Annotated in this window: 28 protein-coding genes; 13 read left to right on the plus strand and 15 right to left on the minus strand. The window is 64.7% G+C overall.

What is annotated here, in order from left to right; genetic code table 11:
• The first annotated feature begins 86 nt into the window (after window positions 1-86).
• Window positions 87-764 (plus strand): nitroreductase, encoded by a 678-nt coding sequence (locus ACLFLU_RS20395; RefSeq protein WP_426406676.1) that lies wholly within the window; start codon window positions 87-89, stop codon window positions 762-764.
• Window positions 765-891: 127 nt separating this feature from the next.
• Window positions 892-1095, plus strand: a complete 204-nt coding sequence (locus ACLFLU_RS20400) for a hypothetical protein (RefSeq protein WP_426406677.1) — start codon at window positions 892-894, stop codon at window positions 1093-1095.
• A gap of 44 nt (window positions 1096-1139) precedes the next feature.
• On the opposite strand, the gene ACLFLU_RS20405 is transcribed toward ACLFLU_RS20400, so the two are convergent.
• The 3 genes from ACLFLU_RS20405 to ACLFLU_RS20415 all read right to left on the minus strand — a co-directional run bounded on the left by ACLFLU_RS20405 (window position 1140) and on the right by ACLFLU_RS20415 (window position 3754).
• Window positions 1140-2258, minus strand: coding sequence for an HD-GYP domain-containing protein (locus ACLFLU_RS20405; RefSeq protein WP_426414036.1), 1119 nt, complete (start codon window positions 2256-2258; stop codon window positions 1140-1142).
• A gap of 66 nt (window positions 2259-2324) precedes the next feature.
• Window positions 2325-2642 (minus strand): PilZ domain-containing protein, encoded by a 318-nt coding sequence (locus ACLFLU_RS20410; protein WP_426406678.1) that lies wholly within the window; start codon window positions 2640-2642, stop codon window positions 2325-2327.
• Window positions 2639-3754, minus strand: a complete 1116-nt coding sequence (locus tag ACLFLU_RS20415; protein WP_426406679.1) for a DUF2336 domain-containing protein — start codon at window positions 3752-3754, stop codon at window positions 2639-2641. The genes ACLFLU_RS20410 and ACLFLU_RS20415 overlap by 4 nt, the downstream gene beginning before the upstream one ends.
• Window positions 3755-4055: 301 nt before the next feature.
• Between ACLFLU_RS20415 and ACLFLU_RS20420 the strand changes: the two genes are divergently transcribed.
• Both ACLFLU_RS20420 and ACLFLU_RS20425 read left to right on the plus strand, forming a co-directional pair.
• The gene (locus ACLFLU_RS20420) at window positions 4056-5003 is read left to right on the plus strand and encodes a helix-turn-helix domain-containing protein (protein ID WP_426406680.1); all 948 of its coding nucleotides are present in this window, start codon (window positions 4056-4058) and stop codon (window positions 5001-5003) included.
• Window positions 5004-5055: 52 nt separating this feature from the next.
• The gene (locus tag ACLFLU_RS20425; protein WP_426406681.1) at window positions 5056-5646 is read left to right on the plus strand and encodes an NADPH-dependent FMN reductase; all 591 of its coding nucleotides are present in this window, start codon (window positions 5056-5058) and stop codon (window positions 5644-5646) included.
• A gap of 11 nt (window positions 5647-5657) precedes the next feature.
• Here the strand turns inward: ACLFLU_RS20425 and ACLFLU_RS20430 are convergent, their stop codons facing one another.
• Window positions 5658-7739, minus strand: coding sequence for a methyl-accepting chemotaxis protein (locus ACLFLU_RS20430; protein WP_426406682.1), 2082 nt, complete (start codon window positions 7737-7739; stop codon window positions 5658-5660).
• 100 nt (window positions 7740-7839) lie between these two features.
• Window positions 7840-8280: a DUF1810 domain-containing protein gene (locus ACLFLU_RS20435; protein ID WP_426406683.1), complete on the minus strand. Its 441-nt coding sequence runs from the start codon at window positions 8278-8280 to the stop codon at window positions 7840-7842.
• Between the two features lie 190 nt (window positions 8281-8470).
• On the opposite strand from ACLFLU_RS20435, the gene ACLFLU_RS20440 reads away from it, so the two are divergent.
• The gene (locus ACLFLU_RS20440; RefSeq protein WP_426406684.1) at window positions 8471-9439 is read left to right on the plus strand and encodes a DUF2778 domain-containing protein; all 969 of its coding nucleotides are present in this window, start codon (window positions 8471-8473) and stop codon (window positions 9437-9439) included.
• Window positions 9440-9517: 78 nt separating this feature from the next.
• Complete coding sequence (locus ACLFLU_RS20445; protein WP_426406685.1) at window positions 9518-9775, plus strand: hypothetical protein; 258 nt, start codon at window positions 9518-9520, stop codon at window positions 9773-9775.
• A 106-nt stretch (window positions 9776-9881) separates the two neighbouring features.
• On the opposite strand, the gene ACLFLU_RS20450 is transcribed toward ACLFLU_RS20445, so the two are convergent.
• A complete protein-coding gene (locus tag ACLFLU_RS20450; protein ID WP_426406686.1) occupies window positions 9882-11738 on the minus strand; it encodes a tannase/feruloyl esterase family alpha/beta hydrolase in 1857 nt (618 codons plus the stop codon).
• A 520-nt stretch (window positions 11739-12258) separates the two neighbouring features.
• Between ACLFLU_RS20450 and ACLFLU_RS20455 the strand changes: the two genes are divergently transcribed.
• Complete coding sequence (locus ACLFLU_RS20455; RefSeq protein WP_426406687.1) at window positions 12259-12750, plus strand: MarR family winged helix-turn-helix transcriptional regulator; 492 nt, start codon at window positions 12259-12261, stop codon at window positions 12748-12750.
• Between the two features lie 154 nt (window positions 12751-12904).
• Window positions 12905-13996, plus strand: coding sequence for a TRAP transporter substrate-binding protein (locus ACLFLU_RS20460; RefSeq protein ID WP_426406688.1), 1092 nt, complete (start codon window positions 12905-12907; stop codon window positions 13994-13996).
• Window positions 13997-14159: 163 nt separating this feature from the next.
• On the opposite strand, the gene ACLFLU_RS20465 is transcribed toward ACLFLU_RS20460, so the two are convergent.
• The 6 genes from ACLFLU_RS20465 to ACLFLU_RS20490 all read right to left on the minus strand — a co-directional run bounded on the left by ACLFLU_RS20465 (window position 14160) and on the right by ACLFLU_RS20490 (window position 19355).
• Entirely contained in the window at window positions 14160-14942 is a 783-nt protein-coding gene (locus tag ACLFLU_RS20465; protein ID WP_426406689.1) for an ABC transporter ATP-binding protein, read from the minus strand.
• Entirely contained in the window at window positions 14930-15985 is a 1056-nt protein-coding gene (locus ACLFLU_RS20470) for a dihydrodipicolinate synthase family protein (protein ID WP_426406690.1), read from the minus strand. The genes ACLFLU_RS20465 and ACLFLU_RS20470 overlap by 13 nt, the downstream gene beginning before the upstream one ends.
• A 6-nt stretch (window positions 15986-15991) precedes the next feature.
• On the minus strand, window positions 15992-16816 hold the full coding sequence (locus ACLFLU_RS20475; protein ID WP_426406691.1) for a GNAT family N-acetyltransferase: 825 nt from the start codon (window positions 16814-16816) through the stop codon (window positions 15992-15994).
• On the minus strand, window positions 16803-17840 hold the full coding sequence (locus ACLFLU_RS20480) for an NAD-dependent epimerase/dehydratase family protein (RefSeq protein ID WP_426406692.1): 1038 nt from the start codon (window positions 17838-17840) through the stop codon (window positions 16803-16805). Before ACLFLU_RS20480 ends, ACLFLU_RS20475 begins: the two co-directional genes overlap by 14 nt.
• An 11-nt stretch (window positions 17841-17851) precedes the next feature.
• Window positions 17852-18625: an ABC transporter permease gene (locus ACLFLU_RS20485; protein WP_426406693.1), complete on the minus strand. Its 774-nt coding sequence runs from the start codon at window positions 18623-18625 to the stop codon at window positions 17852-17854.
• Between the two features lie 82 nt (window positions 18626-18707).
• Window positions 18708-19355, minus strand: a complete 648-nt coding sequence (locus tag ACLFLU_RS20490) for a TetR/AcrR family transcriptional regulator (RefSeq protein ID WP_426406694.1) — start codon at window positions 19353-19355, stop codon at window positions 18708-18710.
• Between the two features lie 100 nt (window positions 19356-19455).
• On the opposite strand from ACLFLU_RS20490, the gene ACLFLU_RS20495 reads away from it, so the two are divergent.
• The 5 genes from ACLFLU_RS20495 to ACLFLU_RS20515 all read left to right on the plus strand — a co-directional run bounded on the left by ACLFLU_RS20495 (window position 19456) and on the right by ACLFLU_RS20515 (window position 23030).
• Complete coding sequence (locus ACLFLU_RS20495; RefSeq protein ID WP_426406695.1) at window positions 19456-20460, plus strand: ABC transporter substrate-binding protein; 1005 nt, start codon at window positions 19456-19458, stop codon at window positions 20458-20460.
• A gap of 399 nt (window positions 20461-20859) precedes the next feature.
• Window positions 20860-21558, plus strand: a complete 699-nt coding sequence (gene minC / locus ACLFLU_RS20500; protein ID WP_426406696.1) for a septum site-determining protein MinC — start codon at window positions 20860-20862, stop codon at window positions 21556-21558.
• Between the two features lie 19 nt (window positions 21559-21577).
• Entirely contained in the window at window positions 21578-22393 is an 816-nt protein-coding gene (gene minD / locus ACLFLU_RS20505; RefSeq protein ID WP_426406697.1) for a septum site-determining protein MinD, read from the plus strand.
• Window positions 22390-22671: a cell division topological specificity factor MinE gene (gene minE, locus ACLFLU_RS20510; RefSeq protein ID WP_426406698.1), complete on the plus strand. Its 282-nt coding sequence runs from the start codon at window positions 22390-22392 to the stop codon at window positions 22669-22671. The genes minD and minE overlap by 4 nt, the downstream gene beginning before the upstream one ends.
• Window positions 22672-22844: 173 nt before the next feature.
• Window positions 22845-23030 (plus strand): hypothetical protein, encoded by a 186-nt coding sequence (locus tag ACLFLU_RS20515; protein WP_426406699.1) that lies wholly within the window; start codon window positions 22845-22847, stop codon window positions 23028-23030.
• A gap of 62 nt (window positions 23031-23092) precedes the next feature.
• Here ACLFLU_RS20515 and ACLFLU_RS20520 read toward each other — a convergent pair whose 3' ends face one another.
• The 3 genes from ACLFLU_RS20520 to ACLFLU_RS20530 all read right to left on the minus strand — a co-directional run bounded on the left by ACLFLU_RS20520 (window position 23093) and on the right by ACLFLU_RS20530 (window position 24160).
• The gene (locus tag ACLFLU_RS20520; RefSeq protein ID WP_426406700.1) at window positions 23093-23341 is read right to left on the minus strand and encodes a hypothetical protein; all 249 of its coding nucleotides are present in this window, start codon (window positions 23339-23341) and stop codon (window positions 23093-23095) included.
• Between the two features lie 107 nt (window positions 23342-23448).
• Window positions 23449-23841 (minus strand): hypothetical protein, encoded by a 393-nt coding sequence (locus tag ACLFLU_RS20525; RefSeq protein WP_426406701.1) that lies wholly within the window; start codon window positions 23839-23841, stop codon window positions 23449-23451.
• Between the two features lie 88 nt (window positions 23842-23929).
• Window positions 23930-24160, minus strand: a complete 231-nt coding sequence (locus ACLFLU_RS20530) for a DUF6894 family protein (RefSeq protein ID WP_426406702.1) — start codon at window positions 24158-24160, stop codon at window positions 23930-23932.
• Window positions 24161-24463: the final 303 nt, after the last annotated feature.

A 24463-nucleotide genomic window follows, 5' to 3' on the forward strand; every position in this document is an offset into this window, starting at 1 on the left:
TAGCATAGATTTCGCGCGTCGCATCGGCAACCGGAGACGTGTTGCAGATGTCATGCAGACGAATGAACGGGCAGGGAGGTCCTGAGGTGGAATTCGAAACGCTGGTCCAGTCGCGCCGCAGCGTGCGCGGCTTCAAGCAGCAGCCGGTGCCACGCGCCGTGGTCGAGGCGATCATCGAGAGCGCCAAGCGCGCACCATCGTCGATGAACACCCAGCCCTGGCATGTTCACGTGCTCACAGGCGCGCCCCTGGAAGAGGTGCGCCGCCGCAACATGGAGGAGATGATCGGCGGCGCCAAGGTCAAGCGCGACATCATCAGCCATGGCGAGTACCAGGGCGTGCATCGTACCCGTCAGGTCGATATCGCCAAGAAGCTGTTCAGCGCGATGGGGATTGCGCGCGACGACAAGCCGATGCGGCAGGACTGGGTGCTGCGCGGCTTCCGCCAGTTCGACGCTCCGGTCTCACTTGTGCTGACCTACGACCGCGTGCTCGATCCCGGCGCCGTCTGCCATTTCGATCTCGGCGCACTCTGCTACGGCATCGTGCTGGCGGCCTGGGACCGGGGGCTCGGCTCTGTCGTCAACGGGCAGGGCATCATGCGCTCCGACATTGTACGCGAAGTCGCAAGGATCCCGGAAGACGAAGTCATCATGACCTGCGTGGCGATGGGCTACCCCGACGACAACTTTGCCGCGAATGCCGTTCGCTCGGATCGCGAGCGCAATGACGAGTTCGTCCGCTACGTCGGTTTCGCCGACTGACACAAAGAGGAGATTATTCCCTCGCGAAATTTTTCGTGCGGATTCGTTACGGCCTCTTGCAATCTCCACCGTGCAGGAGGAACAATACCCGGACTCAAAGGTTTGTTGCTGGCGCGAGGGAATTGACATGCGGCGGCTGGCTAGCCTGGTTCGATGGTTCTTCGGTCCGCGGACGCGGCATCCGATCGATGATGATCCCAGCCTTCCCTTCACGCCTGAAGAGTTCGGTAGGCTGGTCCGCAGTGGCCGGCGCGAGGACATGAAGCTGCTCGCCGAAGGACTGGCCTGCCGCTCGATACCGCGCCGCATCAAATACCGGGCGACGCACTAGGCGCACCCGTGACGTTGTTGCCCGCCCGCTGGTTGAGCGCGCGCTCAACGTGAGAGTGCGACCTTCTTGAAGGAAGTGACCAGCGCTTTGTCCAGCTTTCCGGTCATCCCGCAGAGAATATTATAGGCCTCCGTGCGCGGCATTGTCGGCTTGTAGTGCCGGCGCTCGATCAGCGCGGCGAAGATGTCCGAGATCGTGAGAATGCGCACGATGTCGTTGACGCTCTCGCCGGCCAGCGCATCCGGATAGCCACTGCCGTCGAGATATTCGTGGTGATGTCGGACGGCATCGAGAATTTCCGGCGTGACCTTCTCGTGATCCTTCAGGAACTCGTAACCCGCCGCCGGATGGGTCTCGATCATGGTGCGCTCGTCGGCATTGAGGCGGCCGGGCTTGTCGAGGATCGCAAGCGGTATCTGCGCCTTGCCGATGTCGTGGAACATGGCGGCCGAGTAGAGGCGCTCGAGATCGGTCCTGCCGACGCCGAGGCTGAGGCCGAAGTCGATCGCCACGCCGGTCACGAGCAGGCAGTGCTGGTAGGTTCCCTCGTGGTGACGCCGCACGGTCGTGAGCCATTCGGACAGGCCGTGCTCGGTAATGCGATCGGCGATCTTGCGGCCCGCTTCCTTGGTGCCGTCGACGTCGAGCGGCTGGCCCAGCGTGACGGCCGTGAACATCGATGCGATGGCGGTTGCAGCAGTCTCGACGGCGTTGTCCGGCTGCGACGCGCCGCCTGACGAGGCCGATGCCGGCTTGGCCGGATCAGCCAGCGCCGTCAGCAGCTTGATCTTGTTGAGCGGGCCGGGAAGGACGAGCGTCGCGCCGAGCGCATAAGCTTGCGAGATGCAGACGTGCGAGGAGTGCTCGACGAGGAAGATGCGCTTGGTGGCCTTCGCCAGCCTGGCTGACCGCTTCTTGATCGCCGCGATATTGTCGACGTCACGCAGCTCCGCTCGGATCACAATGGCGAACGGCACTTGTGACAGCTTGGCCTCCGCGTCGAGCCGTTCGCCCGCAACGGTGAATTGCCGTTCGAGCGCCGAGCAGATGCCCGACAATTTGTCGGAGGAATCCGCCAGCACATGCACGAGGGGGCGCGCCGATTGCGCCGCTCGGATGCCGCCGCCTTTGACGGGGCCGGTGATGGTTCGCGCACTCTGCACGGTTGACATGGACTACGCTGGAGTCCTGGAGCTGAACGAGATTGACGATGTCTTGAGCCTGCTTGCCTACTTGGCCGGCGCGGGGTCCGCCTTCGCGCTCGCCGGTTTCTTCTTGTCCGCGTTGATGAAGTGCACGCCGGCCATGGTGCCGTCGATCCAGACAAGCTCGCAACGCCGATAGGCGAGCCCGGTCGACGAGAGCAGCATGAAGAACTCCTTGGCTTGCAGCACGTCGAGGGTGCCTTCGACCTCGATCTTGGCGCCGGTCTGCGACACGTCGAGCAGCACGCAGCTGCGCCGCCAGGTGCCGTCCGAGCCCATCAGGTTCACGGCCAGCTTGTGATCCATCCGTACGCGAAGCGCCTTGCGACCATCGAACTTCATTGGCTAACCCCCATTTTCGCGCCGCGATTTCCCGGATCGCTTGTGTTGGTGCTTGCAGCGATTTCCCCCCAGCGCACCGTCCATTGGCTGGTCGACAAGAGAAGCGTTTCGAAAATCAGCTGCGCGCGTTCGCGCTGGGCGAAGGAGAGGCGAGCGCCGCTACGATTGCTCAGGACCGCAAGCGTGGTCGCCCAGTTCAGGCGCGACGCGCGGCAGGCCATCACTACGCCCTCGCAATCGTCATCGCTCATGACATGTTCAACGATCTCGATCGGCGCGCCCGACAGCACCGACAAGGCCGTGAACAGATTGGCAGTCTCGCCACGGATCGCGAAGCGGTTCACCGCGGAGTCGTTGAGCTTGCCGATGCGGTTGAGCGCGACGATCTCCGGCCTGGCGCTCGCATAGTCGGCCGGGCAAGGCCGCTTTGGTGCGATCGGAGCGGGCGCCGCCGAACCGGGTGCAGGGGGCGTGGCAGAGGCGTTGGGTTTGGCCGCACTCTTGCCGGGCGAAGTGGAGAGCAGTTTGCGCACGACAAGGTCGGGCGTGCCCGGCCGGAGCGCCAGCGCCTTCACGATCGCATCGTCCGCCGCGCCCTTCTCGACGAGCACGGCATAGGCGGCATCGCTGAAGCGGGCGCCGGGGTTCCCGATCAGCGCAAGGCAGACCGCGGGATCGCCGCGTTTGACCAGCGCCTCGACCACAGCTGGTTCGATCCGATCCCGGGCCGCGATCGCGAGTTGATGGCGTTCGCAGCCAGAGGCAGCAATCGCCGCGAGGTCGGCCGCTGAGAGTGCCTGCGATTTGAGCAGAAGCGGACAGGCCACGTCCGGATCGTCGTGCGCAGCCAGGTGTCGCAAGGTGTCCCGCGGGGCCAGGCTCAGTTCGGCCAGCGCGTTGCTGAGCTGAACCAGCGCGTTGGCAGCGACGCGTCCGGTCAAGCGAAGGAGCACGCCGTCGACGACGTTGACGAGCAGTTCCTGGGGCCGATCGCGGCTGGCAGCAAGCAGGCGAACAATGCCCGAGAGGATACGGGCGCAGCGCTCCGGCGGGCAGGCTGCGACCGCTTCTTCCAGCTCAACCAAAATATCGGCAGGCGAATTTGCCATCATGGCAGGAGCCTGAATTAAAATAAATTCGACTATTCCAACGGGCTCTATTGCGCCTCAGAGTTGTTAATTTGGATTTTAGGCTTTGATCCTTCGGGTATCAGTGCACCGTCCGCCGCGCTGGAAACGCTATCGAAAATTGGCAGGAAGCGAACCGTCAACTTGTCGTTTTGAATTGGACCCTCGCCAATTGATCGAGAGACGATAGGATGATTCTTTCGGTCTAACGGGGCACCGAAAGGGGGGAACTGACCGGTACTGTCGCCGGATGCGCGTCGTTTCGCGGCGCTGCTTTTCATTTGCCATGACCAACATTGATGATGCGCCAGGGTTGGCGCCAAAGATATTTCGCTTTTCGGACGTCGACGAATTTCGCAACGCGATCCGTGGTCTGGACTTCGAGTTCACGCCGCTTGTGCGAAGGATTGCGGCCGAGCAGATCATCGTGCAATTGCCCGGCTGCGACGTGAACGTGACGCGGGCATTTCCGCGCATCGTGGACGCGCGGCTCGTCGATGATTGCACCGCGATCGGATTCGCGATGGACGACGTTGACGTTCCCATTCGCTTCAACGGTGCGCAGCGCGACCGCTCGGCCATTGTCGTCGGTAGCAGCGGGGCTGCCTACAACACGATCGAGGAGGTGCAGCGGCAAATCGCCTCCGTCGTGTTTCGCCCCGAGGTGAGGGATCGCGGCTGGCCCGCGACGAGTTCCAGCTTTAAGATATTCGAAACCAGTCCCTCGGCGCTGCATTGGCTGCGCAAGGTGGTCGGGGAGGTGGTGGCCGCCGCGTCAGAGCCGGTCGTTTCAGCCGAGGTGCCGCTGAAGGCGGCTGCGATGAAGGAGTCCCTGCTCGGTGCGGTCGATGCCGCGTTCGTCAATATCGCGCCCGCGCGCTGGACCCAGCGGCCGAATGACGAACGGCAATTTAAGCTGTTCCAGGACATCCGTGCGCTGTTGTCCGACGACCTCTCGCAGCCGATCTACAGCGAGGAGATCGCGCGCAAGCTCGGCCTGTCCGTCCGCACCTTGCACGACGTCGTGCGCCGCTATCGCGGCATGAGCCTGCACCGCTATTTGCGCCTGCGCCGCCTGTGGCTGGTGCGGCAGCGGCTGCTTGCTGGTGCCGGCAGCGTCAAGGCCGTCGCGCTCGCGTTCGGCTTCTGGCATCTGTCCGATTTCTCCCGCAGCTATCGCGACCAGTTCGGCGAGACGCCGTCGGAAACGCTGGAATTCGGGCGAAAACGATAGCGCGGCAAAACGGTTGGGGGCCGTCCCGCCGTTTCGTGCTAATCTGCCGGCCATGAGCAATCGCATCCTCGTCCTCTATGGTTCCTACCGGTCCGACCGCATGGGCATTCGCCTTGCGAATTTCGTCATCGATCGCCTGCGCAGTCGCGGCGAGGAGGTCGAGTTCATCGACGCCAAGGCGATCGGCCTGCCGATGCTCGACCGCATGTACAAGGAATATCCCAAAGGCACGGCGCCCGAGGCGCTGGAAAAGCTCGCCGGCCAGATCCGCGGCGCCGACGGCTTCGTCTTCGTCACCGGCGAATATAATTGGGGCATTCAGCCCGGCCTGAAGAATCTCACCGACCACTTCCTGGAAGAGTGGTTCTGGCGGCCGGCCGCGATCGTGAGTTATTCCGCCGGCCGCCTGTCCGGCGCGCGCGCCTCGACCGCGTGGCATGGCACGCTGTCGGAAATGGGCATGGTGGTGATCTCGAGCACCATCGGCGTCGGGCCGATCGCCCAGACGCTGTCAGCCGAAAGCGCGCCGATCGGCGACGGCGGCAAGGCGCTGGAACGCTCGTTCCCGCGCTTTGCCGATGATCTCAATTGGTGGATCGAGGCGGCCAAAGCGCAGCGCGCGCGCAAGGCGCCGCCTTATTGAAGGCTCGCGGCCTACGCCGCCCTGACTTCGCCGAGGAAGCGGTCGAACTGACCGGCGAGATCGCGCGACTGCGTCGAGAGCTGTTCGGCCGCGCCGAGCACTTCCCTTGCGGCCGCACCGGTGTCGTCGGCGGCGCGCTGCACGCCAGATATATTCGTGTTGACCTCCTGGGTGCCGCGGGCAGCTTCCTGCACGCTGCGGGAAATCTCCCTGGTCGCCGAACCCTGTTGCTCAATCGCGGCCGCAATCGCGGTGCCGATCTGGTCGATCTCGGCGATGACGTCGGCGACGTTGCGGATCGCAGTGACGGTCTCGTCGCTTGCGGACTGGATCGCCGTGATTTGCTCGGAGATCTCGGTGGTCGCCTTGGCGGTCTGGCCGGCCAGCGACTTCACCTCAGAGGCGACGACGGCAAAGCCGCGGCCGGCGTCGCCGGCGCGGGCGGCTTCAATGGTGGCGTTGAGCGCCAGCAGGTTGGTCTGCTCGGCGATGCTCTGGATCAGCGTGACGACGTCGCCGATCTTCTGCGCGCCCTCGGCGAGAGCGCGCGCGGTGTCGCCGGTGCGACGGGCGTTGTCGACGGCGCGGGCCGCGATCTCGGTGCTTTGGGCGACCTGACGGCCGATCTCCGCGATCGATGAGGTCAGCTCTTCCGTCGCGCTTGCGACCGTCTGCACGTTGGTCGAGGTCTGCTCGGAGGCGGCCGCCACGACCGCGGCCTGGCTGTTGGTCTGGGCAGCCGTCGAGGTCATCGACTGCGCCGTGGTCTCCATGGTGGAGGAGGCCTGCGACAGGCCGCCGACGAGCTCGGTGACCTTGGCTTCGAAGGCGCGGGTCAGTTCGTCGAGCGCCTGGGCGCGGCGCATCTTACCGTCGTTCTCGGCCTGCTTCTCGGCCGTGAGCCGGTCGGCGCGGATCATGTTGTCCTTGAACACCTGGACGGCGGCGGCCATGGCCCCGATTTCGTCGGAGCGCGCGGCGCCGGGGATCTCTTCCGCAACCTCGCCGTCGGCGAGCCGCGACATCCGGGTCGTCAGGCTGACGATTGGAGCGCAAACGCGGCGGCGCACCATCACGATGAGGCCGGCGCTGGCGATCAGCACGGCGAGAAGGCCTGCGAGTGCGATCGTGAAGCTGGTGCGCGCGGCGGCGGACGCGCCGGAGAGGATCTGCTCGGCGTTGTCATAAAGCGCGTCGCGAACGCCGATGATCGTACCTAAGCCGCGCTGCGACGCTGCGTAATAGGTTTCGACGTCGTGCTCGTACTTGCCGCTAGCGGCACCGTCCTTGACCAGCTTGAGCTCGCGGCCAAAATCCTCGACATAGCCCGAATTCAGCGTCTCGAGCGCGGCGCCGACATTGGCCGCGGTCGCGGGATTGCCGCGCAATTCCATCAGCGACATCACGATCTGGTCGTTGCGGCCCTGCATGCGGGCGACGTCGGCCTTCTCGGCATCGGTCGCGACCCTCTTGCTGCCGACGAGGTTCTTGTGCACGCTGGCATTGAGGCCGCCGATGTCGCGCAGCGTCATGGCGATATTGGCGTAGCTGGACTGGCGATAGGCATCGCCGTTGAGGATCGCCATGCGGCGGACCTGCTCGTTGAGCAGCGCGGTCACGCCGGCGTTGAGCACGGCGTTGTCGGCGACGATCTTCTTGGCGGCGTCCTTGCGCGCATCCGCCGGTCCCGCGATCGCCTTGTCGATGGCGTCGCGCAGGGCGGTGAATTTCGAATTGATGCCGTCGATATTGCTGCCGATGGCGTTGCCGTCGTCAAAGGAGCCGGGCAGCTCCTTGCGCAGCGCGTTCATCTTGTCGCGCGCGCCGTCGGTCTGCTTGCGCAGCTTGTCATGTTCGGAATGCTGCGCCGGGTCGACGGTCGCAGGTCCGTAGAGGATGTTGGTGGCGAAGCCGCGCTCCGGGTTGAGATAGCGCGGGATGTCGCTGACGGCGCGGACGATGGCGAGCCGCCCTTGCGCCTCGGTGATGCGCTCCATCGTCTGGTATTTCGTGACGGCGACATAGACGGCGAGGCCGCCGCCGACGGTCGAGAGCGAGACGATGGCGGTGGTCAGCAGCGTACCGATTTTCATGATCTGTCCGGCAATTGGCGCAGTGAGAGAAGGAAATTCTCCGAAAAATAGGGGGAGCGTATTAATCGCCGGTTTACGCTGGCGGCCGCTGCTGTCGCAGTCAGTTGGCCTTTCGATCGAGAGAGGCGAGGATCTCCAGCGTCGCGCCGTCAGGTTGACCGGCGAAGTACCGGGCGAGCGCCTCGTCGAAGACAGGCTCGTCGGAGACGGCGCCGAACAGCGTCATCGACGAGCGGAATTTGGCATCGTCAGGCGCGCCGAGGATCGCGTTGATGGTCCGCCCGTCAACGGCAAGCACGAGGCGGGTGCATTCGATCAGGCGCGGGCCGAGCACGGGGTGGGCGAGGTAGGCCTCGGCCTCGGTGCGCGAGCCGATGGCGTAACGCTGCGACATGGCGCTGAAGCCGAGGCCGGCGACCTGCGGGAAGATGAACCACATCCAGTGGCTCTGCTTCCGGCCCCGGGACAGCTCGGCCTGGACGGCGCCAAAAACTGGGTTTTGGGCCTGAACGAAGCGGTTGAGGTCGAAAGGATTGGTCATAGAATACCCCGGGGGTGCCTCTCCGGCCGCGATTATGCCTAACTTTTGGCTCCCAATGTGGTAGCTGGTATAGAGTCTCCGGGTGGGGGTTGGGTCCCCCGGGGGTCGATTTGGGGATCTGATGGTTTCCGACCGCGCAAGCGCCGAGAGGCTGTTGTCGCGCCGCCGAATCGGGCGAGCCGAGGCAATATTGCTGTCTGTGGCTGCCATCGCGCTGGCGCTGGGCGCCGCCGCATGGGTCGCGGATATCGGCGATTCCACCCCGCTGGTCACCGCCGCGCTGCCGCCGGCCAATTCTCCCTCGTTCGACGACCGCTTCGCCTCGCTGTCGGGCAACCCGCCCGCCCGTGAGCTCGGCCTGCGGACGATGGAGCGCTCCGCCCTGAGTGCGGTCCAGCTCAAGCTGCGCGATGCCAAGGCGATGCTCGCCCAAAAGCTCCAGGGCGATGACTGGCGTTCGACCCTGACCGATCGCTCGACCTTGACCGATGACGACCGGACAGCGGTTGACGAGAGGCGGCCCTCGCAACGTGCCGACGCCGTGCCGGTGCCGCGTTCGCGTCCAGTCCAGGCGGACTTGAGCGCCCAGATCGCCTCCAGCCAGGCCTATGCCGACACCACTCCCAGGGTCGACAACCGCAACTTCTTCGAAAAGTTCACCGACAAGATCAAGCTGGCTTCGCTGACGCCCGACAGTGGCCTGTTCGGCAAGGCGCCCGATCTGGCCGCGCTCGGCTACGATTCGCGGACGGCGGTCTATGACATCAAGGCCAAGGCGCTCTATCTGCCGAGCGGCGTCGCAATCGAGGCCCATTCGGGCATGGGCGCGCTGATGGACGACCCAGACCATGTCGACCAGCGCATGGTCGGTGCGACCCCGCCAGCGACCTACGACCTCAAGCCGCGCGAAAAACTTTTCCACGGCGTTCGGGCGCTGCGCATGACGCCGACGGACGGTACCAGCGCGCTCGGCCGTGTCGGCCTGCTCACCCACACCTACATGCTCGGGCCGCGCGGCGATTCCAACGGCTGCGTCTCGATCAAGGACTATGATCGCTTCCTCAAGGCCTACGACAATGGCGAGTTCAATCGCCTGGTCGTGGTGCCGAGCCTGGGCAGCCCGGCGACTGTCGCGCAGCGCGCGAGCACCGATTCCTGATATTCGACCTGAAGTCTGCCTGCTGCGGCAGGGCTGCCGTTTTCCCTTCGTTAAGCCGTTGTCGTCCAGAAGCAGCCCATGAGTGATCCAGCAAGCTCCGAGACCCCGCTGCGCACGACGTTCAAGATCAAGCTGAACGGTGACACGCTGGCGATCGCGACCGTCGGCCAGGCCTATCAATTCCTCACCAACTTCAAATCGGTCGAGTGGATGGAATTCCGCTCGCTGCATGACGATGCCGTCCACGCGCTGGAAGGCGCCGCCGACAATGCCATCCTCGTGGTGCAGGCGACGAACGCGGTACGCGTGTTGTTCGTGAGCGCGAAGCTGCTCTGAGCAAGAGCTCTTTCCATCGCGTCATTGCGCAATGACGAGGCCAGGGGTTGAAGCGATCAATCCCGTGCCCCGGATGCGCTGCGTCCGGGGCACGAGAGCAGGCAGCTCAATGCCTGTCGCTGTCGTGGCCATCGTCATCATCGTGGAAGTCGTGGTCGCCGCCGCGGCTGAAACCGGGATCGACGCAGACAAAGTTCGCCGCATCGCTGGTCAGGCCGCTGCCCTTGTACGCGGGAATCCTGGGATAGACGCAGAGCGGCCGCGTGCCTCCGGTCGGGAAGTTCTGGGCAATGCGCGGATCGAACACGCCGCCAGTCGGGTAGGGCGAGGAGGTGTTGGTATTGGCCGCGACGATGCGCTCCGGCGCGATGCCGTTTTCGACCCAGTCCGTGATCGCCTTGAGCTCGTTCGTCGCGAAGCTGGTGGTGGCCGCACCGCCGCCGCAATGGGCCATGTTCGGCACCATGAACAGCCGTGCAAAATCGGTCGCGTGATTGTCCATGCGTTGGTTCATCTTGCGGTACCAGCGGGCGATCGCGGCGCCCGAGAAGATGCCGTCATTGACTGAGGACGAGATGATCAGCTTGCCGCCGCGTGACCTGAACGGCCGAAGGTCGGTTGCGACCGCTGCCATGAAGTCCATGGAGCTTTCCGGATAGGCCGCGGTCTTCGTGAAGATCTTCGGCGCGTCGGTGTCGAAGTTGAATTTGAACACGAAGGCTTCCTGACCGTTCGGTCCGTTGACGGGCGTGACGACGGGCGGCGTCTGGAAGATCATCGGGATCGCGCCGGCGCCGAGCGTAAGGTTGATCGCGGTGTTGACGCCAGGCACCGGAGCGGTGACGACGTTCCATAATTGCCAGCCTGCGCCCGGAGCGGTGGGCGGCGTCCAGATTCCGGCATCCCAGAACCAGTTCGAATAGAGCCGCTCGCCTTTTGAATTGACCGGTCCGGCGTAGATCTTCTTGAGCGCATCGACCTGCGCGCCGGTAAGGCAGGTGCCGCCATGCGGCGTGCTGCCGTGCGAGCCGGTGCCGCACGTGTAGCTCGCGAGTGCCGGATACACCTTCTTGGCCGTGCAGGCGTGGTAGTTGTCGATAATGCCGTCGACGAGGCCATCGAGCGCGTCGCAGGCGCTCAGGATCGCCGCCGATGCCACCTGAAGGTCCTGCTGCGGGAACGTGTCGGGAATGAAGGGTTGTCCGTTGACATCCTTGCTGGTTGAAAGCGTGCCGAGCACCTGCTCGTTCCAGGCTTCAGCCAGGCCCGCCTGCGGCAGGTTGAAGCCGGGATTTTGCGAGATCACGCCGTCGAACAGCCAGGGCGATCGTTGCGACGCGACCATCGCGTCGCGGCCGCCGTTCGAGCAGCCCATGATGTAGGAATAGACGGTCTCGAGGCCGTAGAAATAGGAGATGATCTGCTTGGCGGTCGTCGCTGTCTTCTCGATGCCGTTATAGCCGTAGTCGCGTCGTGCCTGCGCATCGATCGCGAAATGCGCGGAGCCGCCGGCATTGGCGTCGTCGTCCTGATAGCCGCCGACGGCGTTGCTGGCGTTGTCCTCGTGGCCGCCGTCATCGGCCGCGACCGCCCAGCCCTGGCCGAGCTCGACGCCGGCCGCACCTTGCGGGTCGGCATTGAGGCTGCCGTCGGTGCCGCCGCCGCCCATCATCTCGAAGCGGCCATGCCAGGTGTTGGGCAGGTTGAGCGCAAAGCCGATGCCGTAGGTGAAGTGATCGGGATCCTGCGTGGAGACACGCTTGTTGATGATGCCGACCACGTTGCAATAGCCCGACTTCTGCGTCGCGCTCAGGATCTGCGTGTTCGGCAGAGTGAGCCCGGTGAGGGCGGTGCAGGACGAGCGCGGGGCTACGCCGCTCGGCGGCAGTCCGTGTGCAGCCGCTTGCGGGCCGAACGACGCCCAAGTGGCGACGATCGTCGAGGCGAGGAAAAATCGTTTCATGTCATGCCCTCCCAGTTTCAACGTTGATGATTGAACGAAAGCACCCGACGCGCCGCGAACTGGCGAGGCGCCGGATGGTCAGGGACGTTTTCTGAATCGCTGTTGGGAGACATGCGCGTGCGTCGGCAATGAGCCACGACGCGGTTGCGCGCAAAACCATTCTGCCGCGATGCGCTGTGGCACGCGGATCGTCGCCCACCCCTGATGACGGCACGGACGTTCGCTCCCCTTGAACCTGCTCGTGGTACGGCAGGCTTTTACGATCCTTAGGCGAGCCATGTTGCCGTGTCAACATGACGCATTGCGCGATATTGCTGTGCAACCTGTCGTAGAAGCTGTACGCGCCGGCGCGATGATCCGCGCGGCTTCTCGATCCGGCCGCGTTGCGTTAGACTCGCTGTCCGAATCCTCGAGATGCAGCCGGATGCGCTTGCACCGGCTTTCCGAAAGACGCACGTCAATGCAGCCAGGCAAGGCACGGGTCGGGAAACGGATTGCGCGACCGCAGCGGGCGGCACGCGTGACAAAGCCGCCGCGACCGGCGCCGCGCATCGTCCCCGGCACGAAGACGGCCAAGGTGAAACCGCTTGCGCTGGGGGACCTCTCGCAACTGCTGGGCTACAGCATTCGCCGGGCGCAGCTCTGGATCTTCAAGGAATTCAGCCGGCAGTTGGCGGCCTTCGAGATCAGTCCCGCCCAATTTTCGGTGCTCTGCGTGATCGACGCCAATCCCGGCGTCAACCAGCTCGCTGTCGCGCAGCTGTTGTCGATTGAGCGGGCCGGGCTCGGCAGGCTGGTGGATCATCTGGAAGGCCGTGGCCTGGTGCGGCGTACTGCGTCGGCGGTCAACCGCCGCTATTACGTGCTCTATTTGACCGAGGCCGGCGCGGCGCTGCTGGGCCGGCTGAGGCCGGCGGCCGCGGAGAGCGACAAGGCGCTCGCAGCCAAGATCGGGCCGCGCGCCTACAAGGAATTGCAGCGGGCGCTGTCGGTCTTCGTCGGGGACGCCTGAGCGATCCGCGGCGGCATGCCGAGGCGGCCTGATTTGGCAGGCCGCCCCTCCTTTGTCATGGCTTGAACTGCATGGCAGGAACGGGCAAACGGTCCGCGAAGACCGTGGCTTGCGCCACCCATTTCAAGCCAGACTCATAGGGAGAGACGCCATCATGAAACGCCGTACATTCCTCAAGGGCGGCGCAGTCGCCGGTGCGACGACGCTGGTTGCTGCACCTGCGATCGCGCAGAGCGCGCCCGAGATCAAATGGCGTCTGACCTCGAGCTTCCCGAAGTCGCTCGACACCATCTACGGCACGGCACAGACCTTTGCGAAATACGTCGCTGAAGCCACCGACAACAAATTCCAGATCCAGACCTTTGCCGCCGGCGAGCTCGTCCCCGGTCTGCAGGCACTCGATGCCGTCAGCGTCGCCACGGTCGAGATGGCGCAGACGCCGCTCTACTTCTACATCGGCAAGGAGCCGGCGCTGGCCTACGCCACCGGAGCGCCGTTCGGCATGAACCACCGCCACCAGGAATCCTGGTGGCACTTCGGCGGCGGCGCCGAGCTGGTCAACGAGGCGCTCAAACCCTTCAAGACGCACGCGATCCTCTGCGGCAATTCCGGCACCCAGATGGGCGGCTGGTTCCGCAAGGAGATCAAGACCGTCGACGATCTCAAGGGCCTCAAATTCCGTATCGCCGGCATGGGCGGCCATGTGCTGGCGCGCCTCGGTGTCGTGCCGCAGCAGCTCGCGGGCGGCGACATCTACGCGGCGCTGGAAAAGGGCTCGCTCGACGCGGTCGAATTCGTCGGTCCCTATGACGACGAGAAGCTCGGCTTCCAGAAGGTCGCAAAATACTACTACTTCCCCGGATGGTGGGAAGGCGGCGCCATGCTGCACATGATCGTCAATGACGAGAAGTGGGCGAGCTTGCCGAAGCAGTATCAGGCGATCGTCAATCAGGCCGCGTCCGCGGCCGGCGCCTGGATGCTGGAGAAGTACGACAGCGTCAATCCGGCGGCGCTGAAGCGGCTGATCGCAAACGGCGCGGAGCTGAAGGCGTTCCCGCAGCCGGTGATGGAAGCCAGCTACAATGCGGCCCAGGAGCATCTGAACGAGCTCGCGGCCAAGAGCGATCTGTTCAAGCGCACCAAGGAAAGCCACGACGCGTATATGAAGGAGCTGCTGTTCTATACGCAGATCGCGGAGAATTATTACGACAACTATTTGCTCAGCAAGATGCGCAACAAGACTTGACCTGAAAGGGGCGGCGCTTCGATCTCGATCCGAAAGGACGCCGTCATTCCGGGGCGCGCCTCTTGGCGCGAACCCGGAATCCATTTCACCGCGCGTATTAGAGCCCGATGGATTCCGGGTTCGCGACTTCGTCGCGCCCCGGAATGACCGCAGAGGGAGCGTCCTACGCCGCGCCCAATCCCAGCTTCGCGTAAATCCGCCTTGCATAGGCGCCGAACGCATCCGTGGTCTTGAGCGGAAGATCGCGCGGGAAGGGCAGGTCGATCGGGAAGTAATCGGCCATCTTCGCGGGTCCCGCGGTCAGCACCGCGCAGTGCGAGGACAGGAACACGGCCTCCTGGATCGAGTGCGTGACGAAGATGATGGTCTTGCCGCTCTCGCGCCAGATCCGCAGCATCTCCAGATTCATCTGCTCGCGTGTCAGCGCGTCCAGCGCGCCGAACGGCTCGTCCATCAGGATCAGTTTTGGATCGTGGATAAAGGCGCGCGCGATCGCGGTGCGTTGCTGCATGCCGCCGGACAGCTCTCGCGGATATTTCTGCTCATAGCCGGCAAGGCCAACCAGATTGAGCAGATCGCGCGCCCGCTCGCGCGCGGCCTTCATCGGCAGGCCGACAATCTCGGCCGGCAGCAGCACGTTGTCCAGGATGGTGCGCCATTTCAGCAGCAGCGCCTGCTGGAACACCATGCCGATGTCGCGGGTCGGATCAAACGGGCTGCTATCGTTGCCGATCGTCACCGTACCGCCGTCGGCGCCATGCAGGCCCGCAAGAATCTTCATCACCGTGGTCTTGCCGCAGCCGGACGGGCCGACCAGCGAGACCAGCTCACCTTCCTTCACGTCCATCGTGACGTCGGACACCGCGAGAAATTCGGCGCCGCCGCTGCGATAGACCTTCCGGACGCCTTGCAGGCTGATGAAGGGTTTAGAGCTCATGCCAGCCATTTGCTCAGATTGGCCGCGACGAAGGAATCGTCGCTGAGGTCGGCATGTTCGCGATATACGCGGTCGATCTCGTCCTTCTGGCCGGGGCTGAGGCCCTCGTTCGGATCGAGGCACCACAGGCCTTGCATCAGGCCCTGGCGCCGCAGCACTTCGTGGCAGCCGGCGATGCAGCCGTGAAAATTGTTGGCGACGTCGAAGAAGGCGCTGTTGCAGTCGGTGACGCGAGCGTCGAGGGCAAGCAGATCGGCCGGGACGCTGTCCTTGTGCCGCGCCGCCTTGCAGCGCTCGAACTGCTTGATGGCGCTCGCGGTCCAGACCGACCAGTGGCCGAGCAGGCCACCCCTAAAGTAGGTGCGCGTGCTGACGCCCTTGTCGCGCAGATCGAACGGCAGCATCAGGTCGAGCAGGATGTGATCGTCATTGCCGGTGTAGAGCGCGACGCGGTCGAGCGCGCCCGCGGCTGCGACGCCGCGCAGCACGTCGAGCGTCCGATAGCGGTTGAACGGCGCGATCTTGATCGCGATCACGTTGTCGATCGAGGCAAAGCGCTGCCAGAACCGGCTCGACAGGATGACGCCGCCGACGGCCGGCTGGAGGTAGAAGCCGACCAGCGGAATTTCGGCCGCGACAGCTGTGCAATGCGCGATGATCTCGTCCTCGGAAGCACTCTTCATCGCGGCGAGGCTGAGCAGGCCGGCGTGATAGCCGATGTCGCGCGCCGTGCGTGCTTCGGCCGTTGCCTGCCGGGTCGGGCCGGCAAGCCCCGCCACCATCGCCAGCGGTCGCTTGGTCCAGCCCGCCGCGGTCTCGGCCGCAAGCTCGAGCACGGGGCGGTAGAGGCCGACGTCGCGGATCGCGAATTGCGTGGTGTGGACGCCGACGGCAAGGCCGCCGGAGCCCGCGTCGATGTAGTAGCGCGTCAGGGCGCGCTGATGCTTTTCGTCGAGCTGGCGCTCGGCGGTGAGCGCGAGCGGATGCGCCGGCACAACGGTGCCCTCGGCAATCAGCTTGCGGATGTCGCTGTTGATCTGGCTGTGGTGCATGATGTCCTATCCGAATTCGGGGCCGGCGACGGCGAATGGCAGTTCTTCGGCCACGGTGGTGGCGGGGCCGAACCGCATGCGCTGGAACGGCCGCTCGATGGTCCAGCCAGAGGCGGTCAATCCCTCAAGGAACGCAGCCTGCGGGGCGACGGCATCGATCAGCAGCGGTCCGGTCTCGGAGCGTACGATCGTTTGAACCAGGGTCAGCGCTGCCGCGGCATTGTCGGCGAATAACGGGCCGATGTGGCGGGCGGTGCGGCCGTCGCGCACCAGCGCGATAGCTCCGTTCGCGGAGACGATGCGCGAGCCGGAGCGCTGGGCGAAGGCAGAGAGCAGGGCGGTGCGATCGAGCCCGGTGGCGCGCCGGTCGCGCGCGCGAAGCGCGTCGAGCGATGCGGCCGGCGGCGCTGGGGCCGCGGGAGCCTGTGCCGGCTTCGCCAGCTTCAGCCGGCGCAATTGCAGCGTCGGGGTGAAGCCGAGCGGCCCGTAGACAGCAACCCCGTCCGGCGTTGCGTCGAGCCAGCTGGTCAGGCCGTTCTTGCGGGCGGTTTCCAGGCAGGCATCCACGAGGCGCGTGGCGAGGCCGCGCCGGCGGTGACTTGCGGTCACCAGCACCATGCTGATCCAGGCGTTGTTGCCGGAATAGGGTAGCAGCGCGGCCGTTGCGACCAACAGCACGCCGGTGCGGATGCCGAACACGACGCCGTCGCGCAGGAAGACGCGCCAGTCCTCTTCGGTCTGGTTCCAGTGCGCTTCCGTCGACAGCACGAGCCCCGCCATCGCATCCTCGGGGCCAAGCTTGATGACGGGAGGCCCGTCAGTAGCGGCCATCGCGCACCTCGTATTTAGTCGGCTTGCCGAGGCTCGGCATCGCGCGGGAAACCCAGTCGGCGGTCCAGGCGATCAGCTGCTCGGTGTCGACGACGGGCAGGCCGAACAGCCCGACGGCTTTCGTCGTGTCCGTCAGCCACGCCGTCGGCTGTTCCTGGCCTGTCAGCACCGGCGCGCGGCCGAAGCGGGCGCCGAATTTCTGTGCGAGATCGCGCACCGCCAGGATCTCGTGGCCGCTGACATTGATTGGCGAGGTCGGCGCGGTGCAATGCGCCAGGCACCGCAGCGCCTGCGCGGACGCGTCGCCCTGCCAGATGAAATTGACGTGGCCGAGGCTGACGTCGATCGGCGTGCCCGTCAGCACCTTGGTCGCGATGTCGTGCAGCACGCCGTAGCGCATGTCGATCGCGTAGTTGAGCCGGAACAGCCGGCCTGGCGTCGAAAATTTGTGCGAAAAATACTCGAACATGCGCTCGCGGCCGACGCAGGATTGGGCGTATTCGCCGGGCGGGTTCGGCGCCATGTCCTCGGTCGAGCCCTTGCCGTCGACGGGCACGAAGGGATAGACGCAGCCGGTCGAGAACGCCACGATCCGCGACGACGGGAAGGCCTGCGCAACCAGCGCGGGCACATGGGCGTTCATGGCCCAGGTCAGCGACAGATCGCCCTCGGCGCCGAACTTGCGGCCGGCCATGAAGACGATGTTCGGCGCCTTCGGCAGCGCGTTGATCGCGGCTTCATCGAGCAGGTCGCAATTGATGGTCTCGACGCCGCGCGCGTGCAGCCAGTCCTTGACACTGCCGTCGCTGAAGCGGGCGACGCCGATGACGCGGCGTTCGGGGGCGGCGGCTTTGGCCAACCCTGCCAGCGTCGGCCCCATCTTGCCGGCGACGCCGAGGATCATGATGTCACCCTCGACCTTTTTGAGATCGTCGATCAGCGCCTGGGTCGGACGGCAGAGGAGGTCGTCGAGGGCGGCGATATCCGGAATCGTCTTCGGCAGCGTCTGGCGGGTGAGCAGCATGGCTAGATCCTTTAGTTCTGCCTGGCGTCGCCGACCACGAACATGCGTTCGAGGACGAGCACCAGGCCGTAGAGAGCGATGCCGAGCAGAGTCAGCAACACGACGGCCATCACCATCGCGGGCGTGTCGAGCGACGACTGCACCTGGATCATGAGGTAGCCGAGCCCGCGCTCGGAGGCGATGAACTCGCCGACGATGGCGCCGGCGACCGCGAGGATGGCGCCGACCTTCATGCCGGAGAACACGTAAGGCAGCGATCCCGGCAGCTGGATCTTGCGGAACAGTGTCCAGCGCGAGCCGCGCAGCGATTTGACGAGATCGAGCAGGTCCGGCTCGACCTCGCGCAAGCCGCGCGCGGTGGTGAGCAGGATCGGGAAGAAGCAGATGCTGAAGGCGATCAGGATGTTCGGCAGGATGCCGTAGGAGAACCAGACGATGAAGAGCGGGCCGAGCGCCACCTTCGGGATCATGTTGAGCGTCACGAACAACGGCAACAGCACGAGGCTGAGCAGCGGCGCCCAGCTGAAGATCACCGCGAGCGCGACGCCGACGAAGGCGCCGAGCGCGAAGCCGCCGAGGATCTCGACTGCCGTCACCAGCGTGTTGGCGCCCCAGGCGTAGCTCGCGGTTCCCAGCGTCTGCACCGTCGCAAGCGGCGAGGGGAGAATGAATTTCGGCACGTGGAAGGCGTCGACTGCGACCTGCCAGAGCACGAGCACGGCCAGATGCACGATCAGGACGATCGCAAAGCTGCGCGCCGGACTGCTGGCTCCGTCACCTGCCACGTTTTGCTCCCTATTGCCACGGCCCCGACGCCGCGGCGGCAAGCCTAACCGGCCTTGGGGCAAGTTTCAACCAGTTGGTTGATTATGGCCGGAGCGACTGCAGCACCAGATCGGCGACATGCCGGCGGCGGGCGCCGCGCTGGGCGCGGCTCGACAGGTCCTTGCCGAAGATCGCCGACAGCGTCGGCGTGTTGGAGAAGAAGAAGTAGCTCAAACCTGCGATCGAGATGTAGAGCTGGACAGGGTCGATCCCCTTGCGAAAAATTCCGGCGCGCACGCCTTCACGGAGGATGTGGGAAACGCTCTTCACCAGCGGCGAATGCATCGCCTCCAGCCGCGTCGAGCCGCGGACGTGGCGGGCGCCGCCGCGGTTCTCGTCGTTCAAAAGCACGATGAAATCGGGGTTGTCCGCGAGATGATCGAACGAGGCCTCGATCAGGCGGCGGATCGCCTTGTCCGGCGGCAGGCCCTCGAGATTGAGCTTGCGCTCCTGCTCGCGGATGTCCTCATAAACCCATTCGAGCACGGCGAGGTAGAGCGCGTCCTTGTCGCCAAAGTGGTGGTAGACCAGCTGCTTGTTGACGCCGGCGCGCTCGGCGATCTCGTCGACGCGGGCGCCCGCAAAACCGTGGCGGGCGAACTCCTGCCGCGCCGCGGTGAGCAGCTTCTTGCGGGTGGCGACGGGGTCACGGCGCTGCGGCACGGTGTCGCCTGATCGTTTTGCGGGCATTTCCAACCAAACAGTTGACAAGTTGAGGGCGGGCTTGTTGCATTGGTAGCCTCACATGAGGAGAGCGACAAGCCGGGTCGCGGCAACGGGGAGACAGGCGATGAAACGTTTGCAGGCGGCTCTTCTGACGCTGGCGCTGGGTTTGCCGGCAATGCCGGCAAGCGCTGGCGAGGCGGTGAATCTGATCCTGAACTGGACGCCGACGGCCGACCATTCGCCGTTCTATTACGCCAAGGCGCAGGGCTGGTACGAGAAGGCCGGCATCGACCTGACCATCGAGGTCGGCAAGGGCTCCGGCGTGTCCGCCGCCAAGGTCGGCTCCGGCGGCTCGCCGTTCGGCATCGCCGACCTCGCCACCATGCTGGTCGCCAAGAGCAAGGGCGCCGACGACGTCGCGCTGATGAGCATCTACGCCAACACCGGCCAGACGTTCTACTGGCTGAAGAGCTACGGCGTGAACGGCGTGAAGGATTTTGCCGGCCACAAGATCGGCAATCCGCCCGGCGACGCCTCGCGCGTGATGTGGCCGGCCTTTGCCAAGGCCGCCGGCCTCGCGCCCGACTCCGTCAGCTTTGTCAATATCGGGCCGACCGCGAAGATCGCCGCGCTGAAGAGCCACACCGTCGACATCATCAGCGACTTCTACAACGAGCACGATCTGAAGGTAATCGAGTTCGGGCAGGACCTCGGCTACGTCAATTGGAAGGACATCGGCCTCAACCCCTACGGCAATTCGCTGATCGTCAACGGCGCCTACCTCCAGAAGAACCCGAAGCTGGTCGAGGAATTCGTGCGCATCTCGCAGAAGGCCTTTGCGGCCTGCGTCGCCGACGTCACGCCGTGCCTGAAGGCGCTGCTCGACCAGGTCTCCGGTCTCGACAAAGAGAACCAGGAGCGCCAGTGGGAGCGCATCAAGTACCTGATGACCGACGAGTTCACCACCACCAAGGGTCTCGGCTGGATCGACGGCGAGCGGATGAAGAAGGACTACGAGCTGGTCCAGACGTATCTGGGCATGGAAAAGCCGTTCGACGTGACCACAGCGTTTTCGACCAAGCTGCTGGATCCCGCGATCAAGATGGATGCGAGCAAGGTGAAGAAGTAGGGGGCTCGGCTTTCTCCTCATCATTGCGAGCGAAGCGAAGCAATCCAGGGTCTCTCCGCCGAGGCAGTCTGGATTGCTTCGCTGCGCTCGTAATGACGATGTTGATGCAGTTGAGCGCCAATCTATCACCGTCACCCTGAGGTGGCCGCTTCTTCAGCGGCCCTCGAAGGGCGACAGCCCGGCTGGCTCCTCGGCCGTGCATCCTTCGAGGCTCCCCGCGCGATGCTGTGCATCGCGCGCCTCGCACCTCAGGATGACGGGGATAGATTGAGGACCGCGGCGGTAGGTCGGCCCAGCCGCTAGCCTCCCACCCACGTAACCCCATGGAAAAATTAACCAGTCATTAACCGTATCGGTCGCATCGTTAACCATTCAATAACGGGGAACGAGTCGGCCGCTATGGAGGCTGCAGCAAAAGTCCAACGCCAAATGGTGCGCCTGCGCGGGCGCTCCTATGTGGCCTTCGTGTTCGTGCCGACGGTTCCGATCCAGGACTGGCTTGCGGAGATCGACGCCACCATCGCGCGCTCGCCGGGCTTCTTCGCCGGCCGGCCCGTGGTGATCGACCTGTCCTCGGTCGATCTCAGTCAGGCCGGAATCGGTCATCTCCTCACCAGCCTGCAGGACCGCAACATCCGCGTGCTCGGAATCGAGGGCGTGGAGGAGGCGCGGCTGACCCCGTTCATGCCGCCGCTGCTCTCGGGCGGGCGCAGCTGCGTGATCGAGCCGAGCGCACCCAAGAAGCTCGAGTCCAAGATCGAGACCAAGCCGACTTCGCTGCTGCTCGAAAGCCCCGTGCGCTCCGGCCAGACCGTGATCTTCCCCGAAGGCGACGTCACCATTCTGGGTTCGGTCGGCTCCGGCGCCGAGATCGTCGCCGGCGGTTCCATCCACATCTACGGCGCGCTCCGCGGCCGCGCCATGGCGGGCGTGAACGGTCACACCAGCGCGCGCATCTATTGCCAGAAGATCGAGGCCGAACTGCTTGCAATCGATGGGTTTTATCAGACCGCGGACGACATCGACGAAGCCCTGCGCGGCAAGCCGGCCCAGGCCTGGCTTCAGGCCAACACCATGCGAATTACTGCGCTGAACTGACCAGAAGGAGATATTTGAGATGGCCAAGGTACTGGTCGTGACATCAGGCAAGGGCGGCGTCGGCAAGACGACCACGACCGCCGCGCTGGGCGCTGCGCTCGCGCAACGCGGCGACAAGGTCGTCGTCGTCGATTTCGACGTCGGCTTGCGCAACCTCGACCTCGTGATGGGCGCCGAACGCCGCGTCGTGTTCGACCTCATCAACGTGGTGCAGGGCGTCGCCAAGCTGCCGCAGGCGCTGATCAAGGACAAGCGGCTGGAGAACCTCTGGCTGCTGCCGGCGTCGCAGACCCGCGACAAGGACGCGCTGACGGAAGAGGGCGTCGGCAAGGTCATCGCTGATTTGCGCAGCCGATTCGATTGGGTGATCTGCGACAGCCCGGCCGGCATCGAGCGCGGCGCCTCCATGGCGATGCGCTTTGCGGATGAGGCCGTGATCGTCACCAATCCGGAAGTCTCCTCGGTGCGCGATTCCGACCGCATCATCGGCATGCTCGATTCCAAAACCGTACGGGCCGAGAAGGGCGAGCGCGTCGAGAAGCACATTCTCATCACCCGCTACGATCCCTCCCGCGCCGCGCGCGGCGAGATGCTGACCATCGACGACATCCTGGAAATCCTCGCAACGCCCCTGCTCGGCATCATCCCGGAGAGTCAGGACGTGTTGAAGGCCTCCAATGTCGGCACGCCGGTGACGCTGTCGAACGCAGACGGCGCGCCCGCGCGGGCCTATATGGACGCGGCGCGGCGGCTGTGCGGCGACACCGTGCCGATGCAGGTGCCGACCGAGCGCAAGGGGTTCATTGATCGCCTGCTGCGACGGAGGGCTGCATGAGCATGGGTCTGCTTCGGCTTCTCCGCGGCAACAAGGCGTCCGCACCCGTCGCTCGCGAACGGTTGCAGATCCTGCTTGCCCATGAACGCGGACTGCGCGGCCAGCCCGATCTGCTCGGCGTGCTGCGTGAGGAAATCCTCGCTGTCGTGTCCAGGCACGTCACGCTGGATCCGACCAAGGTCATCGTCCGGCTCGAGCGCGGCGACGAGGTCTCGACCCTCGAGGTCGATATCGAGGTGCCCAACGATTTCGAGCGCAAGAAAATGGCGGTCGGGTAGGGGACCCGGCCGAAGACTCCGGTTTGGGGTGGGTGAAAAGGCGGTCCGCTGGGCATAGCGGGCCGCCTTTGTCGCATGTGGTGCAAGCGGAACGAGACGCGCGGCTCGATCGTTGTCGGAAACCCGCGGGACGCGAGCGACGCACCGCGGCTTGGTCAAACGGGAGAGCGCCCATGATGTCCGAGGTCCAGGTTCATACCGTCGCCCGGCAGATGCTGGAAAAGCATGGCTTCGCTGCAATTGCGAAGGCGGCCGAACAGGCCCAGGCCTGCGAGGGCCGCGGCGAGGCGGATGAGGCGAAGGAATGGCGCCACATCGAGGATGCCATGAATATCATCCGCGGTCCGCACCAGAGCTGATTGCCGGATCGCGGCTTCAATTGAACCTGCCAAGGCCGGCCGGTTCCCGCCCGGTCGGGGGCCTAGCGCTCGTCCTGGTCGGTGCCTTGCGTCACCGGCTTGTGCTGCGTCTGCGGTTGCGCGCGCTCGCCGGTCTCCTTGCAGGGGAGTTGCTCCCAGGATCCGTCCGCCGCCTGCTGATAGGCGCTGCAGGACGACGAGGCTGCCTTGTCCTCGCCTTTCTGGGCATCGGAATTCTTCGCCAGCGCGGGCGCTGTCAGCACGGCGCTCGCCGCGAGCACGCCGGCGAAGACGAGATGAGTGATCCGCATGGGGTTCTCCAGTTTGAAGACGCCCCGCATGCTGACCAGGAATGTGACGATTATGGGCCGCGACGGCGGTTCCGTCGCGGCGTGCTTAACAGCGCGAGAGAAGCCGGTTAACCGCCCTTGCTGCGGATCAGGCCGGCGAGATTGGTCTTCTGCTTTTCGCACCAATTGCTCATGCCGAGCCGGCGCTGGTCGAGGTCGGTCGCCTGGGTCGCCACCGCGACCTCCGCCATGATGTCGTCCGACTGCTTCTCGCCCATCTTGCCGCCGGTGTGCATCCAGGCAATGGCCTTGCGTACCTGCTCGGTGGTGCCGTCCGGCAGCTGCATCTGCTGCGCCTTCTGCACCAGGTCCTGATAGGCGACATCCGTGTTCGGGCATTCGACCTTGGCGGCAAAGGCCTGCAAGACCATCGTCACATAGGTCGAGCGGGTATGGTCGTCAGCTGCTTGGGCGGGAGCAGCAATCAGCAACAGACCTGCCATCAGGAAACCGTAGCGCATTCTTGTACCTCCCCGGATTTTCGGGGGAGGCTAGCGGCTGAAGCGCCGCTTCGCAATGGGGCGCGCGGCCGTGAAGCTCGCCGAGGCGCTAGCGACGCCAGGCCGGCACGGGATCCAGCGGCGTGCGATAGACCTCGTTGTGATCGCGATCGGTGACGCGCACCGCGCAACCTTTCCGCTGCAGCTCAGGCTTCACCTGCGACAGCTCGTTCGCGAGTTGAACGGCGCGATCGGAGGCGACCTCGATGTCTTCGAGGATGATTCCGCCCTGGTTCTTGAACTCTTCACCTACCACGAGATCGAAGGAGTAGTACGGCATCTGAATTCCCCGGTGTGACGACCAAGTCTTCAAACGAAGTCTTCAAACGAAGCCTTCAACGGAAGTCTTCAAAAACCTGGGGGATCATACCACTGAGTCGATATTTATCCGATAAACGGAGCGCGCAATCTCTGTGCTTATGGCGCAGAAATCATGTGCAACGCTCGATCGCCTTAAGATTTTATTAAATATGTCAGCCTGATCATAAGGCATGGAATTGCAGCAGAACCGGGCTCCGGGAACCGGCAGCTGCAAGAGAAGGCCGGCGGCATAGATCCCGACGGCCTTTTCTCTTTTGCGGAC

The organism is Bradyrhizobium ganzhouense (genome assembly GCF_049949285.1).
Classification (GTDB): domain Bacteria; phylum Pseudomonadota; class Alphaproteobacteria; order Rhizobiales; family Xanthobacteraceae; genus Bradyrhizobium; species Bradyrhizobium ganzhouense.

Excerpts from the sequence above, each read along its gene's own strand:
- ACLFLU_RS20400 (WP_426406677.1), top strand. The coding sequence starts at position 892 with ATGCGGCGGCTGGCTAGCCTGGTTCGATGGTTCTTCGGTCCGCGGACG.
- ACLFLU_RS20410 (WP_426406678.1), bottom strand. The coding sequence starts at position 2,642 with ATGAAGTTCGATGGTCGCAAGGCGCTTCGCGTACGGATGGATCACAAG.
- ACLFLU_RS20415 (WP_426406679.1), bottom strand. The coding sequence starts at position 3,754 with ATGATGGCAAATTCGCCTGCCGATATTTTGGTTGAGCTGGAAGAAGCG.
- ACLFLU_RS20420 (WP_426406680.1), top strand. The coding sequence starts at position 4,056 with ATGACCAACATTGATGATGCGCCAGGGTTGGCGCCAAAGATATTTCGC.
- ACLFLU_RS20425 (WP_426406681.1), top strand. The coding sequence starts at position 5,056 with ATGAGCAATCGCATCCTCGTCCTCTATGGTTCCTACCGGTCCGACCGC.
- ACLFLU_RS20430 (WP_426406682.1), bottom strand. The coding sequence starts at position 7,739 with ATGAAAATCGGTACGCTGCTGACCACCGCCATCGTCTCGCTCTCGACC.
- ACLFLU_RS20435 (WP_426406683.1), bottom strand. The coding sequence starts at position 8,280 with ATGACCAATCCTTTCGACCTCAACCGCTTCGTTCAGGCCCAAAACCCA.
- ACLFLU_RS20445 (WP_426406685.1), top strand. The coding sequence starts at position 9,518 with ATGAGTGATCCAGCAAGCTCCGAGACCCCGCTGCGCACGACGTTCAAG.
- ACLFLU_RS20450 (WP_426406686.1), bottom strand. The coding sequence starts at position 11,738 with ATGAAACGATTTTTCCTCGCCTCGACGATCGTCGCCACTTGGGCGTCG.
- ACLFLU_RS20460 (WP_426406688.1), top strand. The coding sequence starts at position 12,905 with ATGAAACGCCGTACATTCCTCAAGGGCGGCGCAGTCGCCGGTGCGACG.
- ACLFLU_RS20465 (WP_426406689.1), bottom strand. The coding sequence starts at position 14,942 with ATGGCTGGCATGAGCTCTAAACCCTTCATCAGCCTGCAAGGCGTCCGG.
- ACLFLU_RS20470 (WP_426406690.1), bottom strand. The coding sequence starts at position 15,985 with ATGCACCACAGCCAGATCAACAGCGACATCCGCAAGCTGATTGCCGAG.
- ACLFLU_RS20475 (WP_426406691.1), bottom strand. The coding sequence starts at position 16,816 with ATGGCCGCTACTGACGGGCCTCCCGTCATCAAGCTTGGCCCCGAGGAT.
- ACLFLU_RS20480 (WP_426406692.1), bottom strand. The coding sequence starts at position 17,840 with ATGCTGCTCACCCGCCAGACGCTGCCGAAGACGATTCCGGATATCGCC.
- ACLFLU_RS20490 (WP_426406694.1), bottom strand. The coding sequence starts at position 19,355 with ATGCCCGCAAAACGATCAGGCGACACCGTGCCGCAGCGCCGTGACCCC.
- ACLFLU_RS20495 (WP_426406695.1), top strand. The coding sequence starts at position 19,456 with ATGAAACGTTTGCAGGCGGCTCTTCTGACGCTGGCGCTGGGTTTGCCG.
- minC (WP_426406696.1), top strand. The coding sequence starts at position 20,860 with ATGGAGGCTGCAGCAAAAGTCCAACGCCAAATGGTGCGCCTGCGCGGG.
- minD (WP_426406697.1), top strand. The coding sequence starts at position 21,578 with ATGGCCAAGGTACTGGTCGTGACATCAGGCAAGGGCGGCGTCGGCAAG.
- minE (WP_426406698.1), top strand. The coding sequence starts at position 22,390 with ATGAGCATGGGTCTGCTTCGGCTTCTCCGCGGCAACAAGGCGTCCGCA.
- ACLFLU_RS20515 (WP_426406699.1), top strand. The coding sequence starts at position 22,845 with ATGATGTCCGAGGTCCAGGTTCATACCGTCGCCCGGCAGATGCTGGAA.
- ACLFLU_RS20520 (WP_426406700.1), bottom strand. The coding sequence starts at position 23,341 with ATGCGGATCACTCATCTCGTCTTCGCCGGCGTGCTCGCGGCGAGCGCC.
- ACLFLU_RS20525 (WP_426406701.1), bottom strand. The coding sequence starts at position 23,841 with ATGCGCTACGGTTTCCTGATGGCAGGTCTGTTGCTGATTGCTGCTCCC.
- ACLFLU_RS20530 (WP_426406702.1), bottom strand. The coding sequence starts at position 24,160 with ATGCCGTACTACTCCTTCGATCTCGTGGTAGGTGAAGAGTTCAAGAAC.